13 protein-coding genes are annotated in these 15,830 nt (G+C 57.9%); 3 read left to right on the top strand and 10 right to left on the bottom strand.

Features of this window, described 5'->3' with window-relative positions:
* Positions 1-100 precede the first annotated feature (100 nt).
* The 3 genes from OJ965_RS18575 to pepA all read right to left on the bottom strand — a co-directional run bounded on the left by OJ965_RS18575 (position 101) and on the right by pepA (position 4,997).
* Positions 101-2,956, bottom strand: a complete 2,856-nt coding sequence (locus tag OJ965_RS18575) for a valine--tRNA ligase (RefSeq protein WP_046101111.1) — start codon at positions 2,954-2,956, stop codon at positions 101-103.
* Between the two features lie 5 nt (positions 2,957-2,961).
* Positions 2,962-3,420 (bottom strand): DNA polymerase III subunit chi, encoded by a 459-nt coding sequence (locus tag OJ965_RS18570; protein ID WP_009092358.1) that lies wholly within the window; start codon positions 3,418-3,420, stop codon positions 2,962-2,964.
* A 65-nt stretch (positions 3,421-3,485) separates the two neighbouring features.
* A complete protein-coding gene (gene pepA, locus OJ965_RS18565) occupies positions 3,486-4,997 on the bottom strand; it encodes a leucyl aminopeptidase (protein WP_009092357.1) in 1,512 nt (503 codons plus the stop codon).
* Between the two features lie 268 nt (positions 4,998-5,265).
* On the opposite strand from pepA, the gene lptF reads away from it, so the two are divergent.
* Entirely contained in the window at positions 5,266-6,366 is a 1,101-nt protein-coding gene (gene lptF, locus OJ965_RS18560; RefSeq protein ID WP_058957610.1) for an LPS export ABC transporter permease LptF, read from the top strand.
* Complete coding sequence (gene lptG, locus OJ965_RS18555; protein ID WP_265137348.1) at positions 6,366-7,442, top strand: LPS export ABC transporter permease LptG; 1,077 nt, start codon at positions 6,366-6,368, stop codon at positions 7,440-7,442. Before lptF ends, lptG begins: the two co-directional genes overlap by 1 nt.
* 95 nt (positions 7,443-7,537) lie before the next feature.
* Here lptG and OJ965_RS18550 read toward each other — a convergent pair whose 3' ends face one another.
* The 6 genes from OJ965_RS18550 to OJ965_RS18525 form a co-directional block, all read right to left on the bottom strand.
* Positions 7,538-8,650: a M20 family metallopeptidase gene (locus OJ965_RS18550; protein WP_265139295.1), complete on the bottom strand. Its 1,113-nt coding sequence runs from the start codon at positions 8,648-8,650 to the stop codon at positions 7,538-7,540.
* Positions 8,650-9,405 carry a glutamine amidotransferase gene (locus OJ965_RS18545; RefSeq protein WP_140028786.1) on the bottom strand — a complete coding sequence of 252 codons (756 nt, stop codon included), beginning with the start codon at positions 9,403-9,405 and terminating at the stop codon, positions 8,650-8,652. The genes OJ965_RS18550 and OJ965_RS18545 overlap by 1 nt, the downstream gene beginning before the upstream one ends.
* A gap of 12 nt (positions 9,406-9,417) precedes the next feature.
* The gene (locus OJ965_RS18540; RefSeq protein WP_154928564.1) at positions 9,418-10,497 is read right to left on the bottom strand and encodes a phosphotriesterase family protein; all 1,080 of its coding nucleotides are present in this window, start codon (positions 10,495-10,497) and stop codon (positions 9,418-9,420) included.
* A gap of 3 nt (positions 10,498-10,500) precedes the next feature.
* A complete protein-coding gene (locus tag OJ965_RS18535; RefSeq protein ID WP_186806390.1) occupies positions 10,501-11,502 on the bottom strand; it encodes an ABC transporter permease in 1,002 nt (333 codons plus the stop codon).
* A gap of 22 nt (positions 11,503-11,524) precedes the next feature.
* A complete protein-coding gene (locus OJ965_RS18530; protein WP_186806395.1) occupies positions 11,525-12,271 on the bottom strand; it encodes an ATP-binding cassette domain-containing protein in 747 nt (248 codons plus the stop codon).
* Between the two features lie 375 nt (positions 12,272-12,646).
* Positions 12,647-13,669: a LacI family DNA-binding transcriptional regulator gene (locus tag OJ965_RS18525; protein WP_111207644.1), complete on the bottom strand. Its 1,023-nt coding sequence runs from the start codon at positions 13,667-13,669 to the stop codon at positions 12,647-12,649.
* 323 nt (positions 13,670-13,992) lie between these two features.
* Here OJ965_RS18525 and OJ965_RS18520 point away from each other — a divergent pair, with 323 nt between their 5' ends.
* Positions 13,993-14,943 (top strand): ABC transporter substrate-binding protein, encoded by a 951-nt coding sequence (locus OJ965_RS18520; protein WP_150028702.1) that lies wholly within the window; start codon positions 13,993-13,995, stop codon positions 14,941-14,943.
* Here the strand turns inward: OJ965_RS18520 and OJ965_RS18515 are convergent.
* On the bottom strand, positions 14,936-15,817 hold the full coding sequence (locus tag OJ965_RS18515) for a ribokinase (RefSeq protein WP_265137343.1): 882 nt from the start codon (positions 15,815-15,817) through the stop codon (positions 14,936-14,938). The two genes, OJ965_RS18520 and OJ965_RS18515, sit on opposite strands and share 8 nt — an antisense overlap.
* Positions 15,818-15,830: the final 13 nt, after the last annotated feature.

The raw sequence follows: 15,830 nt of genomic DNA, 5'->3' as shown, positions 1-15,830 counted from the left end.
GCTATTTTTTAGTCTGAATCGGGATAACCCTATTTCTGGCTCATTCACCCATAAAAAACCCCGCGCAAGAGCGCGGGGTTTTTTCAGAGCAAACTGTTAATCAGAGTGCCGCAATGACCGCCTGCTGTTCAATCAGTTTTGCTTTTGATTGTTGCAGGTCTGCCACGCGCTCGCGCTCTTTCGCCACTACGGCTTCCGGCGCGCGTGAAACAAAGCCTTCGTTCGCCAGCTTGGTCTCGATCTTCTCGATTTCCACATCCAGCTTAACCAGCTCTTTTGCCAGACGCTCCAGCTCAGCGGTTTTGTCGACCAGATCCGCCATCGGGATCAGCAGCTCTGCGCCTTCCACAATTTTAGTGACCGAGACCGGACCTTTCTCGCCTGCCGGCAGAATGGTCAGGCTTTCCAGACGCGCCAGGCGTGACAGGAAGTTACGGTTCTCTTCAACGCGGCGCTGGGCAGCCGGTGAACAGTCACGCAGCAGCACATCCAGCGGCTTGCTCGGCGCAATGTTCATCTCCGCACGGATATTACGCACGGCAACGATCGCCTGCTTCATCCACTCGATATCGGCTTTCGCTTCCGCATCTTCCTTCGCGGCATCAAACTGCGGGAACGGCTGCAGCATGATGGTGTCATCGCTGATGTTTTTCAGGCCTTTCACGCGCTGCCAGATGGTTTCCGTGATAAACGGAATGATCGGGTGCGCCAGGCGCAGCAGCGCTTCCAGTACGTGAACCAGCGTGTGACGGGTGCCGCGCAGCTCCGCTTCACTGCCACTGTTCATGACCGGCTTGGTCAGCTCCAGATACCAGTCACAGAACTGGTTCCAGGTGAAGTCATACAGGATGTTCGCCGCGATATCGAAGCGATAGGTATCCAGCGCTTCACGGTAGGCTTTCACCGTGTGGTTGAACTCGGTCAGGATCCAGCGATCCGCCAGCGACAGCGTCATCTCGCCGCCATTCTGTCCGCAATCCTGCTCTTCGGTGTTCATCAGCACAAAGCGGCTGGCGTTCCAGAGCTTGTTACAGAAGTTGCGATACCCTTCCAGGCGCTTCATGTCCCAGTTGATGTCGCGACCGGTTGAGGCCAGTGCCGCCAGCGTAAAGCGCAGCGCATCGGTGCCTGATGGCTCGATGCCGTTCGGGAACTGCTTCTCGGTACGTTTGCGGATCTTCTCGGCCAGCTGCGGCTGCATCATGTTGCCGGTACGTTTTTCCAGCAGCGCTTCCAGCGAGATGCCATCAACCATATCCAGCGGGTCAATCACGTTGCCCTTGGATTTTGACATCTTCTGACCCTCTTCATCACGGATCAGACCGGTCATGTAGACGGTTTTAAACGGCACCTGCGGTTTGCCATTTTCATCTTTGATGAAGTGCATGGTCAGCATGATCATGCGGGCAATCCAGAAGAAGATAATGTCGAAGCCGCTGACCAGCACGCTGGTCGGATGGAAGGTGCGCAGCGCTTCGGTGTTCTCCGGCCAGCCCAGGGTAGAGAAGGTCCACAGGCCTGAGGAGAACCAGGTGTCCAGCACGTCATCATCCTGACGCAGCGCCACATCGGCGGCCAGGTTGTTTTCCGCGCGCACTTCGTCTTCAGTGCGGCCGACGTAGACGTTGCCGTCGTTGTCATACCACGCCGGAATGCGGTGACCCCACCACAGCTGACGGGAAATACACCAGTCCTGAATATCGCGCATCCAGGAGAAGTACATGTTTTCGTACTGCTTCGGCACGAACTGGATATCACCGTTCTCAACGGCTTCAACCGCCACTTTCGCCAGCGGGGCGGTACGCACATACCACTGGTCGGTCAGCATCGGTTCAATCACCACGCCGCCACGGTCACCGTAAGGAACGGTCAGGTCGTGGGGTTTGATCTCATCCAGCAGGCCCAGTTCATCCACCGCGGCGACAATCGCTTTACGCGCGGCAAAGCGTTCCATGCCCTGGAAGGCGGCCGGGATGTCGTCGGAGCAGACATCGCTGGCTTCGCCGTTGGTGTCATACACCTGAGCGCGGTCGCGGATATCGCCGTCAAAGGTCAGGATGTTGATCATCGGTAAGCGATGACGACGGCCGACTTCGTAGTCGTTGAAGTCATGAGCCGGAGTGATTTTGACGCAGCCGGTGCCTTTTTCCATGTCCGCGTGTTCGTCGCCGACGATCGGGATCAGGCGGCCAACCAGCGGCAGCATCACGAATTTGCCGATCAGATCTTTATAGCGCGGATCTTCCGGGTTCACGGCCACGCCGGTGTCGCCCAGCAGGGTTTCCGGACGGGTGGTGGCGACGACCAGATAATCTTTGCCGTCGGCGGTTTTAGCGCCATCCGCCAGCGGATAGCGGATATGCCACATCGAGCCTTTGCTCTCGCGGTTTTCCACTTCCAGATCGGAGATTGCGGTGCGCAGTTTCGGGTCCCAGTTCACCAGGCGTTTGCCACGGTAGATCAGGTTCTCTTTGTAGAGGCGAACAAACACCTCTTTAACGGCGTTGGAGAGGCCTTCGTCCATCGTGAAGCGCTCGCGCTCCCAGTCAACGGAGTTACCGAGGCGACGCATCTGGCGAGTAATGGTGCCGCCGGATTCCGCTTTCCACTCCCAGATTTTTTCGATGAACGCATCGCGGCCATAATCCTGGCGCGTTTTGCCCTCTTCAGCCGCAATCTTGCGCTCAACCACCATCTGCGTGGCGATGCCCGCGTGGTCCGTGCCCGCCTGCCACAGGGTGTTTTTGCCCTGCATGCGCTGGTAACGGATCATGGTGTCCATGATGGTTTGCTGGAAGGCGTGACCCATGTGCAAGCTACCGGTGACGTTCGGCGGCGGGATCATGATGCAAAAGCTTTCCTGGCTGGTGTCGCCATTCGGTTTGAAGTAGCCCTGCTTTTCCCAGTGCTCGTAAAGCGGCTGCTCGATATCTTGCGGGTTATATGTCTTTTCCATTTCTGCTATGTCGTTTGCGGCTGTGGTGGCGCTGCCGTATTCAATTGGAAACCCACGCTGCGATACGCTTTGTAGCGGTCGCGCGCGAGTTGTTTGAGAGCGTCTTCGTAAGGAACGAAGTCTATCACTTCATGGAAAGCAGTAGCAAAATCTGCGAAGTGGGGCAGCAGGCTAATCAGCAGGTCGCGCGGTGAACTGCCGCGACGCTGTGGCCAGGCCAGCTCAACCGGCGCCCCGTAGCGCGGGCCTTCACCCGCCAGGTTGTGCGGCACGAAGGCATTGGCCGGTCGTTGCCACAGCGCTTCGTCGAGACGAATGGCTTGCTGTTCATCTTCGCAGGCAATCAGCACCCGCTTTCCGGCCCGCCAGCGTGTTTCCGCCAGATTGCACACCAGCGCTTCAACAGCGCTCAGGCCATCCTGGGTGGCATCGGTTTCCAGCACGTAGAAGGTTGCGTTTTTCATCGGTTTGCTCATCAGAAGATCAAGGGCGGAATCAGATCCGCCCTTGCTGTCAGAAAAGAGGGCGCTTAATCGTCGCCGTTCAATCCTGCCCGATTCAACAGGAACTGTGACAGCATCGGCACCGGACGACCGGTGGCGCCTTTGGCCTTGCCGGAGCGCCAGGCGGTTCCGGCGATATCCAGGTGCGCCCAGTTATATTTGCGGGCGAAACGCGCCAGGAAGCAGGCGGCGGTGATCGCGCCGCCCGGACGGCCTCCAATGTTGCCCATATCGGCAAAGTTGGACTCCAGCTGCTCCTGGAACTCATCCGCCATCGGCAGACGCCAGGCGCGATCGCCGGACTGCTCGGACGCGCTGATCAGTTCATGCGCCAGCGGATTGTGGTTCGACAGCAGGCCGCTGATGTGATGGCCCAGCGCAATTACGCAGGCACCGGTCAGCGTCGCGACGTCGATCACCACTTCCGGGTCGAAACGCTCGACGTAAGTCAGTGCATCACAGAGTACCAGACGGCCTTCGGCGTCAGTGTTCAGCACTTCGACCGTCTGGCCTGACATGGTGGTCAGCACGTCACCGGGACGCATCGAACGGCCATCCGGCATGTTTTCACAGCCCGCCAGCACGCCGACCACGTTCAGCGGCAGGTTCAGCTCGGCCACCATACGCATGACGCCATAGACCGCGGCGGCGCCGCACATGTCATACTTCATCTCATCCATGCTGTCGGCAGGCTTGATGGAGATGCCGCCGGAGTCAAAGGTCAGCCCTTTACCCACCAGCACAATCGGGCGCGCTTCAGCGTCCGGATTGCCTTTGTATTCAATGACCGACATCAGCGACTCATTCTGCGAGCCGGCGCCGACGGCGAGATAGGCGTTCATGCCCAGCTCTTTCATCTGCTGTTCGCCGATCACGCGGGTAGTCACATTTTTGCTGAAGGCATCGGCCAGCTGGCGCGCCTGTGACGCCAGATAGGCGGCGTTACAGATGTTAGGCGGCATGTTGCCAAGATCTTTCGCCGCTTTCATACCGGCGGCAACCGCCAGCCCGTGCTGGATCGCCCGCTCGCCGCTGGTCAGCTCGCGACGGGTCGGCACGTTGAACACCAGTTTGCGCAGCGGACGACGTGGCTCGGCTTTGTTGCTCTTCAGCTGATCAAAGTTGTAGAGCGCCTCTTTTGAGGTTTCCACCGCCTGACGCACTTTCCAGTAGGTATTGCGTCCTTTGACATGCAACTCGGTCAGGAAGCAGACCGCCTCCATGGAGCCGGTGTCGTTCAGCGTATTGATGGTTTTCTGAATGACCTGCTTGTACTGGCGTTCGTCCAGTTCACGCTCTTTCCCGCAGCCAATCAGCAGAATACGCTCAGACAGGATATTTGGCACATGATGCAGCAGCAGTGTCTGGCCCACTTTTCCTTCCAGCTCGCCGCGGCGCAGCAGGGCACTGATGTAACCGTCACTGATTTTATCCAGCTGTTCGGCAATCGGTGACAGACGACGCGGTTCGAAAACGCCAACGACAATGCAGGCACTGCGTTGTTTTTCCGGGCTTCCGCTTTTTACACTGAACTCCATGCACTCTCCTGAATCTTAAAGACAACGGCCGCTGCTGCCGCTAGAATGTAGCGCGCTCATGACCCATTTATTCATTGTCGCAGCATGACATTCTGCCGCTGGAGGTCATAATGAATCAGGGTGACAAGATGTTGTTTTTTCACCACCCGGACGCGTTTTTCATACAATTTTAGCTACGACGACGGCCATTGATGAAGAAAAATGGCTGATAAGCGTTGAAACTAGCGATTTTCCTGCAAAAAGACAAGTTTTCACAGGCGTACTAAGCGTGATCATCATTAGATATCTGGTTCGGGAAACGCTCAAAAGCCAGCTGGCTATCCTGTTTATCCTGCTACTCATCTTCTTTTGCCAGAAGTTAGTCAGGATCCTGGGAGCCGCGGTGGATGGCGAAGTGCCGACAAACCTGGTTCTGACACTGTTAGGACTCGGCGTGCCTGAAATGGCACAACTTATACTGCCCTTAAGTCTGTTTCTGGCGATCCTGATGACGCTGGGACGGCTTTACACGGAAAGTGAAATTACCGTGATGCACGCCTGCGGCCTGAGTAAGGCCGTGCTGGTTAAAGCGGCGATGGTATTGATGCTCTTTACCTCGCTGGTGGCGGCGGTGAACGTTATCTGGCTCGGCCCCTGGTCATCCCGCTATCAGGATGAGGTAACGCAAAATGCCAAAGCGAACCCGGGAGCCGCGGCGATGGCCGCTGGCCAGTTCCAGACCTCCAGCGACGGCAGCGCCGTGCTGTTTGTCGAGGATGTAAAGGGCAACCAGTTCGGTAACGTTTTCCTGGCGCAGCTGCGGCCTAAAGGCAATGCGCGTCCGTCAGTAGTGCTGGCCGACAGCGGCCACATGGAGCAGCGCAAAGATGGTTCTCAGGTGGTAACGCTGGATAAGGGCACCCGTTTTGAGGGCACGGCCCTGCTGCGTGACTTCCGCATTACCGACTTCACCAACTATCAGGCGATTGTGGGTTATAAGGCGGCGACGCTCGATCCGAATGATGCAGAGCAGTCGAGCTTTACCGGCCTGTTCAGCAACAACACGCCTGAGTTTAAGGCTGAGCTGCACTGGCGTCTGACGCTGGTGTTCGCAGTGCTGGTGATGGCGCTGATGGTGGTGCCGCTCAGCGTGGTGAACCCCCGTCAGGGACGCGTGCTGTCGATGCTGCCTGCGATGCTGCTCTATCTGATCTTCTTCCTGCTGCAGAGTTCGCTGAAGTCGAGCGGAGCAAAAGGCCGCCTCGATCCGGGTGTGTGGATGTGGGTGGTGAATATCAGCTATCTGCTGCTGGCGATAGTGCTTAACCTGTGGGATACGGTGCCGATGCGTCGGGTTCGCGCCCGCTTTACACGCGGAGGGTCAGTCTGATGTTTCGCGTTCTTGACCGTTATATCGGTAAAACGATTTTCAATACGATAATGCTGACGCTGTTCATGCTGGTGTCGCTTTCCGGCATTATCAAGTTCGTCGATCAGCTGCGTAAGACCGGGCAGGGGAGCTACAGCGCGCTGAGCGCCGGCTATTACACCCTGCTGAGCGTGCCCAAAGATATTGAGATTTTCTTCCCGATGGCGGCCCTGCTGGGTGCTCTGCTGGGACTGGGCGCGCTGGCGCAGCGCAGTGAGCTGGTGGTGATGCAGGCGGCGGGCTTTACCCGCATGCAGGTGGCGCTGTCGGTGATGAAAACGGCGATTCCGCTGGTGCTGCTGACCATGGCGATCGGGGAATTTGTGGCGCCGTCAGGTGAGCAGATGGCGCGTAACTACCGGGCGCAGCAGCTTTACGGCGGCGCACTGGTGTCGACGCAGAATGGTCTTTGGGCGAAGGATGGCAACAACTTCATCTTTATTGAGCGCATTAAAGGCGACAATGAGATTGACGGTGTCAGCATCTATAACTTTACCGATCAGCGCCGTTTACAGAGCGTGCGTTATGCGGCGACGGCGACCTGGGATAAAGACAAAAAGCGCTGGATACTGTCACAGGTCGATGAGTCGAACCTGACCGATCCGAAGCAGATCACCGGCTCACAGAGTCTGAGCGGCGAGTGGAAAACCAATCTGACGCCCGACAAGCTGGGCGTGGTGGCGCTCGACCCGGATGCGTTATCGATTCGCGGTCTGTATAATTACAGTAAGTATCTGAAGCAGAGCGGCCAGGAGTCAGGACGTTACCGGCTGAATATGTGGAGCAAGATTTTCCAGCCGCTGTCGGTGGCGGTGATGATGCTGATGGCGCTGTCGTTTATTTTCGGTCCGCTGCGCAGCGTGTCGATGGGGGTACGGGTCGTGACCGGTATCAGCTTCGGCTTCCTGTTCTACGTGCTGGATCAGATTTTCGGCCCGCTGAGTCTGGTTTACGGACTGCCGCCGGTGCTGGGGGCGATCCTGCCAAGCTTTGCGTTCTTTGCGATCAGTATATTTATGCTGATTAAGCGGCGCTAAGCACCGTGAATGAAAAAAGGCCGCCTCTCAGGGCGGCCTTTTTTATGGCGGGCGCCGTGCGCCCCTTTATTCGCCCGGCCGTCTGAGGCACCCCTCTATGATTTCATCCAGTCGTTAATCAACGCACCATACAACAGCTCCGCTTCCGCTAACCGGCTCAGCAGGCAGTATTCATCGGTCTGGTGTGCCATGGATGGCTCGCCGGGACCGAGGATAATGCAGGGCGGCGTACCCAGTGCGGGCAACAACAGTGACGCATCAGTAAAGTAGGGCACAATGCGCGGCGTCAGCGGAGCGTCATGTAACGCCTGACAATGCTGATAAACGGAATGAATCCAGGCCTGATTCTCTTCGCTCAGCACGGCCGGCAGATCCACCAGCGTCGTCACCGTTACGCTCTCTCCCAGTAAGGTTATCAGTTGCTGTCGGATGGTGGCGTGCTGCAGATTGGGTGCGCTGCGGATATCCACATCAAATTGGGTGCGATCGGGCACAGAGTTAATGTTCAGGCCGCCTGAAATGCGTCCGACGTTAACGGTCGGCTGCTTCATCAGCGGATGTGGCGCGCCAGGCGAGAAGTGCTGGATCCTGCCCAGAGCCTCCGCCGCCAGATAAATGGCATTAATGCCCAGTTCCGGCATCGCGCCATGGGCCGTTTTCCCGCGCGTTTCACAGCGTAGCCAGAGTGCGCCTTTATGGCCGATAACCGGATAGTTGGCGGTGGGCTCGCCGACAATCAATGCGCCGACATCGGGCAGGTCAGCGGCAGCAATCAGCGCCCGCGCGCCGTCACAGCCCGTCTCCTCCCCGCCGGTGATCACCAGTACAACGCCGGAGCCCTGCTGAATCGCCTGCTGATGCGTCACGCAGGCCACAGCAAAAGCCGCGACGGCGGCCTTCATGTCACTCGAACCGCGACCGTAAAGCCGGTCACCCACGACTTCACCAAACGGATCGAACTGCCAGTCAGCATTGCCGAGCGGGACCGTATCCAGATGGCCGGTAAACGCCAGCTGCGGGCCGGGCTGACGGCCAGGAAGGCGGGCAATCAGGTTCAGGCGATTTTCACCGAAGGGGGACAGGGTGACCTCAAAGCCCCGTTCCGCCAGCCACTCTGCCAGAAAGTGCATGCAGGCCGCTTCGTTGCCCGGGGGATTAATGGTGTCAAAGCGCAACAGCTGCTGCGCCAGCGTCTGGCTCTGGCTCATCATCCGCGCACCGTTAACCAGTCCAGGCAGTTGATCCACAGCTGGCGGTAACCCGGCCACTGAGCAAATTCCTGCGGCAGCCAGTGGGCAGACATATCGCTGGTCCAGACCAGTGAGCGACCCTGCTGATACTCGCGCACCGCCAGCAGCGGATGTGAGGTGCCGGCGATGGTCGCCAGCAGTTTACCTTCCGGGTGCATCTCCACTTCGTTATAGCCCAGTAGCCATGGCCAGTCGTCTGGCATACCGGCGAACAGCGCGTGAGATTCGGTCACGCAGGGATAAACGCCTTCTGGCGTTTCGATGCGGTCATCCCAGGCCAGGCAGCGCACCGGCAGGACTTTCTCGACCGCCGTGTTGCGATAGCGCGCGCCGCCATTGATACCCTGAAAACTGAAGTAGCCGCCAATCATCATCAGCGCGCCGCCCGCCGCCACATAGTCGTGGATCAGCGTCAGGCGATTTGCCGTGCGCTGGCTCTTCAGCCAGGTATCCGGGTGCAGCAGCAACGTATTGGCGCCGATGTCGGACAGAATGATCGCATCCCACTGCTGAAGCCCGTCCGGGGTTAACGGAAAGTCGGTGGCGGCAGCATGGGCGGGCATGTAGGTGATGGCATAATCGCTGTCGGCCAGCGCCGCCATAAAGTCGGTCGCGCCATTATGCCAGGTGGCGGTGGCAAACTGATCGAAGCCTTTGACGTGAACAGACGTGCTGGTCCAGGACTCGCCGACCAGTAAAATTTTCTTCTGCATTCAGGTTCTCCCTTACCCACCAAAAACGCGCTGTGGGTTAGCAATCAGTAAGGTTTCAAGTTGTTCGCCGCTGACGCCATGGCGTTTCAGGCGCGGGACAAAATGTTTAAGGATGTAGCCATAGCCGTGACCGCCGTAGCGGGTCAGCATGGTTTTCAGGAACACGTCCTGCGACAGCAAAATCTGCTCGATAAAGCCGTCATCGATCAGCTCGCGAATGGCGCGGGCATTCTCCTCATCGGACGGTGACTGCGCGGTCTCATCGGCGTAGTAATAGCTCATGCCGATCATGTCATATTCCAGAAAGGCGCCGCGCTGTGCCAGATCGCGCTGGTAGCGCTTATCGGCAAAGCTGGGGTTCATGTGGCACAGCACCACATGACGCAGGTCAGCGCCTTCTTCTTCCAGGATATCCAGCACCCGATGGCCTAAGCGCTCCCAGCCGGGCAGATGCACCTCAACCGGCACGCGTGTCGCGGCACTGGCGCGGCCCGCCGCCCGCAGGGATTTCTCCTCGTCAGGGGTAAAGCGGCTGGACACACCGATTTCGCCGATCAGGCCAGCCAGCACCTCGGGTTTCTCCTCTCTGCCGCCCAGGTCATAAATCAGCCTGTCAGAGAGCGCGTCAATGCTGATCGATTTGACCCAGTCGGGATGTGAGGGCTCCAGATACAGCCCGGTGCTCATGATGATGTTCAGCCCGGTCAGGCGCGCGATGCGCTGCAGCGCTTTCGGGTCACGGCCAATGCCGATATTGGTGGGATCCACCACCGTCTCGCCGCCCAGTGCCCGGAACTTCATCAGCTCTTCAATCGCCAGATCCACATCAAACAGCTGACAGTTATCGCGGCTGATCAGCGGATTAAGCGACAGCTCGCCCAGGTTTTCGATGCTGACCGGCATTTCCGCCAGATGACGCTCGCCACAGCAGCAGGGCGGTACCCACTTGCCGGAGGCATCCAGCAGAATGTGCTCGTGCATCAGCGTCACGCCCATCTTACTCACCGGCAGCGGGCCAAGGACGGTCATCACATAGCCGCTGTTGCTGCCCAGCGGCAGCGGATCGGGATGACGAAAAATAGAGTGTTTCATCAGCTATCCTTTCGCCGCCGATCGCGTCGGGTTGAGAATGCGGGTGTTGAGCCAGATGGCCAGCAGAATAATCGTACCGGTGGCGATCTGCGTGTAAAACGGGGAGATATGCGACAGAATCAGGCCGTTCTGGATGATGGCAATCGACAGCGCGCCGAGCAGCGTGCCGATAACGGTTCCGAAGCCGCCAAACAGACTGGTACTGCCCAGCACCACCGCCGCGATCACCTGCAACTCGAAGCCTTCGCCCTGGTTAGAGGAGCCGCTGCCCAGACGCGCGGTGATGATCATGCCCGCCAGCGCCGCCGCCATACCGCTAAGGATGTAGACCTTCATGGTTATGGCTTTGGTGTTAATGCCGCTCCGGCGCGCGCCTTCCGCATTCGCGCCAATCGCCGTGACATAGCGACCAAAGCGCATATGATTCAGCGCGATATGGCCGACGATCAGCGCCACGATGCCAATCAGTGCGGGCATCGGCACGCCCAGTACCCAGGCGCGGCCCATTAAAGCGAACGGGCTGTCGGCAGGGATGGGAATGGAGTAGCCCTGGGTAATCAGCAGTGCCACGCCGCGCACCACCGCCAGCGTCGCCAGCGTGACGATAAAGGCCGGAATGCCTTCGTAAGCGATAAAGAAGCCGTTAATGGCCCCCACCAGCGCGCCCAGCAGCAAGCCGCCCAGCAACACCACCGGCCAGGGCAGGCCCCAGTTATTCAGCGCGATAGCGGAGAGGGCGCCGACCAGCGCCAGCGTCGATCCTACGGAAAGATCGATCCCGCCCGTGGTGATCACCAGCGTCATCGCCGTGGCGACAATCAGCAGCGGCGCGCTCTGGCGAATGATATTCAGCCAGTTAGCACTGCTGAGGAAGTTGCCGGTGATCAGGGAAAAGACCACGCAGCAGAACACGAAAAACAGCGCGATGCTCACCACGCCAGAGTGGTTGTGCAGCAGACGACGCGGCAGCGAGTGCTGTGTCATACGGGAACTGCTCAGATTCATAATAGTCATCCTGTTACCTCGCTCAGTGCGCGGCGACCGAGCGGGCGACAAACTTCTCACCCACGATCAAATTAACGATCTCGGTCAGATCCGTTTCGGCCACGCGGCGCTCCGCCACATTGGTGCCCTCGTACATCACCATGATGCGATCGCACACCAGGAAGAGATCCTGTAAGCGATGGGTGATCAGGATGACGCTCACGCCCCGTGCCGACACCCGGCGGATCAGCTCCAGCACCGCCTCCACTTCGGCGACGGCCAGCGCGGCGGTGGGTTCATCCATAATCAGTACCTTGGGATCGAAGGCGGCAGCGCGTGCAATGGCAATCGCCTGGCGCTGCCCGCCGGATAAGTTGCGCACCAGCAGCCGGGTATCCGGGATAGAAATCCCCAGGCCTTTCAGCATTTCCCGCGCGTCAGTGTGCATTTTTTCTTCGTCCAGAAACGGGATGCCGAAAATGGACTTCATCGGTTCACGTCCCATAAACAGGTTGCCTGCCACATCGACGGTGTCGCACAGCGACAGGTCCTGATACACCATCTCGATATGGCAGCGGCGCGAATCCGCCGGAGTAGAGAAATGCTGCTCTTCACCATCAATACGAATCGTGCCGCTGGTCGGGACGACCGCACCTGACAGCACCTTGGTCAGCGTGGATTTTCCCGCGCCGTTGTCGCCCACCAGACCCAGCACTTCACCCGGAGCCAGTTGCAGGTTGACGCCCTGCAGAGACCGGATCGCGCCATAGGTCTTGGTAATATTCACCATCTCTACCCGTGTCAGGGCAGTGTGTGCCTGCTGCATATGATTACTCCCATCACCACTAACGGGACCGTTACTCTGCATGTAAAAAGGGGCTATCCGGCACGGTTTACGCCCTTATAAACCGGTTTACCTGCAGGATAAACCCTTTGTCACAACACACAGAACAACACGCTACACGATATTTGTTTGCCGGGTGAGACAGTGCAGCTTCCGTGCCAGTCTGTGACCCGGCGTGGCACTTAGGATCTAACTCACTGTAATACAGCACATTTGCCGTTTGACTTCTGGTAAACCGGTTTACTGAACAGAAACCGGCAAAATAAAGGCGCTCACTTTTTGCGCCACTATTGTGCGCTTTTGCGCCATTCTGGATCGTGGTTAACGGATCCGTATCGAGTCGCGCGCCACCCATTCAACCTGCAGACGGGTTTCGGCGGGGACGGGGAGGTCATCATTCAGGATACGCAACATGATCTCTACGGCCGTGCGGCCCAGTTCGCGTGCGGGCTGGCGGATGGTGGATATACGGGGCTGGGTGAAGTCAGCATAGGTGGCGTCATCAAAGCCCACCAGGGACAGCGCGTCGGGCGCACTGAGCCCACGCGCGCGCAGGCCATCCATCAATCCCAGTACCAGAAAATCGCTGGCGGCAAAGACGGCGGTGGGGCGCTCTGCGCGGCTGAACAGCTGTTCCAGCGCCTGTTTACCGAACTCACGCTGGTATTCGCCGTACATCACCCATTCGGGCGGGACACGCAGGCCAGCCTGCTCCATTGCGGTGCAGAACCCCTGGTAGCGTTCGCGTACACTCATCAGTTCCGCCGGGCCGCCGACAAAGGCGATATCCCGATGACCCGCAGCAATCAGATTTTCGGTAGCCATCCGTCCACCCTGAACGTTGTCGGCAAACACTTTGGGCACGACGCTGCCAGGGATGTCCTCATCCAGCAGCACGATGCGCTGGTGGCGGTTAATCTCTTTGCGTAACAGACCGTTATCAGGATGGTTGGTGGTAAACAGCAGGCCATCCACCTGGCAGGTATCCAGCCAGCGAATAAACTGACTCTCTTTGTCCGGATGGTTGCGGGTAATACAGAGGACCAGGCTGTAGCCATGGGCAGAGGCGGCTTCTTCGGCGGCATCTGCCAGTTCGGCAAAGAAGGGATTGGTAATATCGGGCAGCACCAGTCCCAGGGTTTCGCTGCCGCCCTTGCTCAGGCGACGCGCCAGGCTGTTACCGCGATAATCCAGCTGACGAATCGCCGCTTCAATGCGATCAATCGTCTCCTGCGGCAGCATAATGCTTTGATTCATATAGCGGGATACGGTCGCTTTAGAGAGTCCGGCCAGCGCTGCCACATCCGATAACAGCACCCGTTTTTTACTCATATCACCTGCCATCTTGCCCGGAATCGGCTATCAGTAACACAGTTGCGCGCAGCGGAGACAGTTTTTCCATGCCCGCTGACGATAAAATAATCGCTTGACAAAATTTAGCCAGAAGCGAATGTTAAAGGCAGTTTACCGCACGGCCCGGGAGTCACTCCCAAACCCGATTAATTCCTTTCACACGTGCACCATAATGGACGGTGTGCAGAAAGTCGATTATTCAGGTTCTGGCTGAAGCAGCCATTCAGACGATATTTGCCCGCCAACACTATTCCCTCTGCATTTTAATGCGGAGATCAACTGGTTATCGCTCATTCCCGACGAGGAATTTTAAGATGATGGCATTTAACACCAGAAAACTGCGTGCTGTTGCGCTGGCAACCGGCTTACTGTCTGCGGGTTCATTATTTTCACTGGCAAAAGCCGCCCCCACTTATGCGCTGGTTCAGATCAATCAGCAGGCCCTGTTTTTTAATCAGATGAATAATGGCGCCCAGGAAGCAGCGAAAGCCAGCGGTAAAAATTTAGTGATCTTTAACGCCAACGATAATCCAGTGTCTCAAAACGACGCCATTGAAACCTATATTCAGCAGGGTGTGAAGGGCATTATGGTGGACGCGATTGACGTCAACGGCATTATGCCAGCGATTAAAGAAGCGGCCGCCGCCAGAATACCGGTTATAGCGATTGATGCGGTATTACCGGCGGGCCCACAGGCGGCACAGGTGGGCGTGGATAACCTGGAAGGCGGCAAAATTATTGGTCACTATTTTGTCGACTACGTGGCGAAAAATATGGGCGGCAAAGCGCGACTGGGCATTGTGGGTGCGCTGAATTCGGCCGTACAGAACCAGCGTCAGAAGGGGTTTGAAGAAACCATCAAAAGCAATCCGGGCATCACCGTCGCGGATGTGGTTGATGGCCAGAACGTGCAGGATACGGCGATGACGGCGGCAGAAAACCTGATCACCGGTAACCCGGATTTAACCGCTATCTACGCGACCGGCGAGCCGGCACTGCTGGGCGCGATTGCGGCGGTGGAAAACCAGGGCCGCCAGAAAGAGATCAAAGTCTTTGGCTGGGATCTGACATCCAAAGCCATCAGCGGGATTGATGGCGGTTATGTCACGGCTGTCCTGCAACAGGATCCGAAAAAGATGGGTGAAGAGGCGGTAAAAGCCCTGAACGCGATAACCGCAGGCAAAACCGTGTCGAAAACCATTCTGGTTCCGGCCACGGTGGTGACCAAAGCCAACGTGGACAGTTATCGCGCAATGTTTAAATAACCGCTGGCTCGCCGCCTGACTGGAGCAGCGCGGCGAGTTCCTCTGCGGTGGGGAAGGCCTGACGTGTCCCATGACGGCTGACAGTCAGCGCCGCAGCCTGACTGGCATGCGTCAGTGCTAAAGCATCGATTTCCCCTCCACGCCGGATCGCGGAAGCCAGCATCACGGCAAGAAAGGTATCGCCTGCGCCGGTGGTATCTGTGGCATTAACGGGTTGCGCCGGACAAAACGTTCGCTGGTCGCCCTGCGTCAGCCAGGCGCCCGCACTGCCCAGTGTGGTCACTAACGTTTTCACTGCGCGGGGCTGCAGCTGCTGCGCTTCGTGCTGATTGACCACGGCGATATCGACCAGTGACCAGCATGAGGCAAAAGCGGCGTGCACGGGTGAGGGGTTAAATACGGTTATCAGGCCGCAGGATTTGGCCAGGCTGAACAGCGCATGGGTTTTTTCAGGCGAGAAATTGCCCTGCTGCACCAGCAGATCGCCGGGACGCGCGCTGGCCAGATGGTGGCTAAGCGTAGTGATATCCAGCGCATCTGCCGCCGATGTACTGGTAATAATGGCGTTATCGCCATCGGCGCTGTGCAGAATAAGCGAGGTGTCGCTCAACGCGGTCATGGGCTGCGTGGGCAGTAACGTCACGGGCTCGTTCATGAGCTGCTGACGGATCCATTTTCCTTTGCGGTCGTGACCGGTCGCGGCAATTAAACAGGTTTCAATGCCGCAACGGGATAACACTATCGCCTGATTCGCGCCTTTTCCGCCGATATCCTGCGATCGCTGATAACCGTGAACAGAGGCGCCCTTAGCCGGAATATCGGTAACAGACCAGGTTTCATCGACAGTAATATTTCCAGCCACATAAACACGCATAGTGTTTTCCCGA

It is taken from the genome of Pantoea anthophila (assembly GCF_026104315.1).
Taxonomy (GTDB): Bacteria; Pseudomonadota; Gammaproteobacteria; order Enterobacterales; family Enterobacteriaceae; genus Pantoea; species Pantoea anthophila.
The sequence above is the reverse complement of the archived record's forward strand: the minus strand, read 5'-3'. Positions and strand labels throughout refer to the sequence as shown.

Coding starts and splice junctions, on each gene's coding strand:
- OJ965_RS18575 (WP_046101111.1), bottom strand. CDS start 2,956: ATGGAAAAGACATATAACCCGCAAGATATCGAGCAGCCGCTTTACGAG.
- OJ965_RS18570 (WP_009092358.1), bottom strand. CDS start 3,420: ATGAAAAACGCAACCTTCTACGTGCTGGAAACCGATGCCACCCAGGAT.
- pepA (WP_009092357.1), bottom strand. CDS start 4,997: ATGGAGTTCAGTGTAAAAAGCGGAAGCCCGGAAAAACAACGCAGTGCC.
- lptG (WP_265137348.1), top strand. CDS start 6,366: ATGTTTCGCGTTCTTGACCGTTATATCGGTAAAACGATTTTCAATACG.
- OJ965_RS18550 (WP_265139295.1), bottom strand. CDS start 8,650: ATGAGCCAGAGCCAGACGCTGGCGCAGCAGCTGTTGCGCTTTGACACC.
- OJ965_RS18545 (WP_140028786.1), bottom strand. CDS start 9,405: ATGCAGAAGAAAATTTTACTGGTCGGCGAGTCCTGGACCAGCACGTCT.
- OJ965_RS18540 (WP_154928564.1), bottom strand. CDS start 10,497: ATGAAACACTCTATTTTTCGTCATCCCGATCCGCTGCCGCTGGGCAGC.
- OJ965_RS18535 (WP_186806390.1), bottom strand. CDS start 11,502: ATGAATCTGAGCAGTTCCCGTATGACACAGCACTCGCTGCCGCGTCGT.
- OJ965_RS18530 (WP_186806395.1), bottom strand. CDS start 12,271: ATGGTGAATATTACCAAGACCTATGGCGCGATCCGGTCTCTGCAGGGC.
- OJ965_RS18525 (WP_111207644.1), bottom strand. CDS start 13,669: ATGGCAGGTGATATGAGTAAAAAACGGGTGCTGTTATCGGATGTGGCA.
- OJ965_RS18520 (WP_150028702.1), top strand. CDS start 13,993: ATGATGGCATTTAACACCAGAAAACTGCGTGCTGTTGCGCTGGCAACC.
- OJ965_RS18515 (WP_265137343.1), bottom strand. CDS start 15,817: ATGCGTGTTTATGTGGCTGGAAATATTACTGTCGATGAAACCTGGTCT.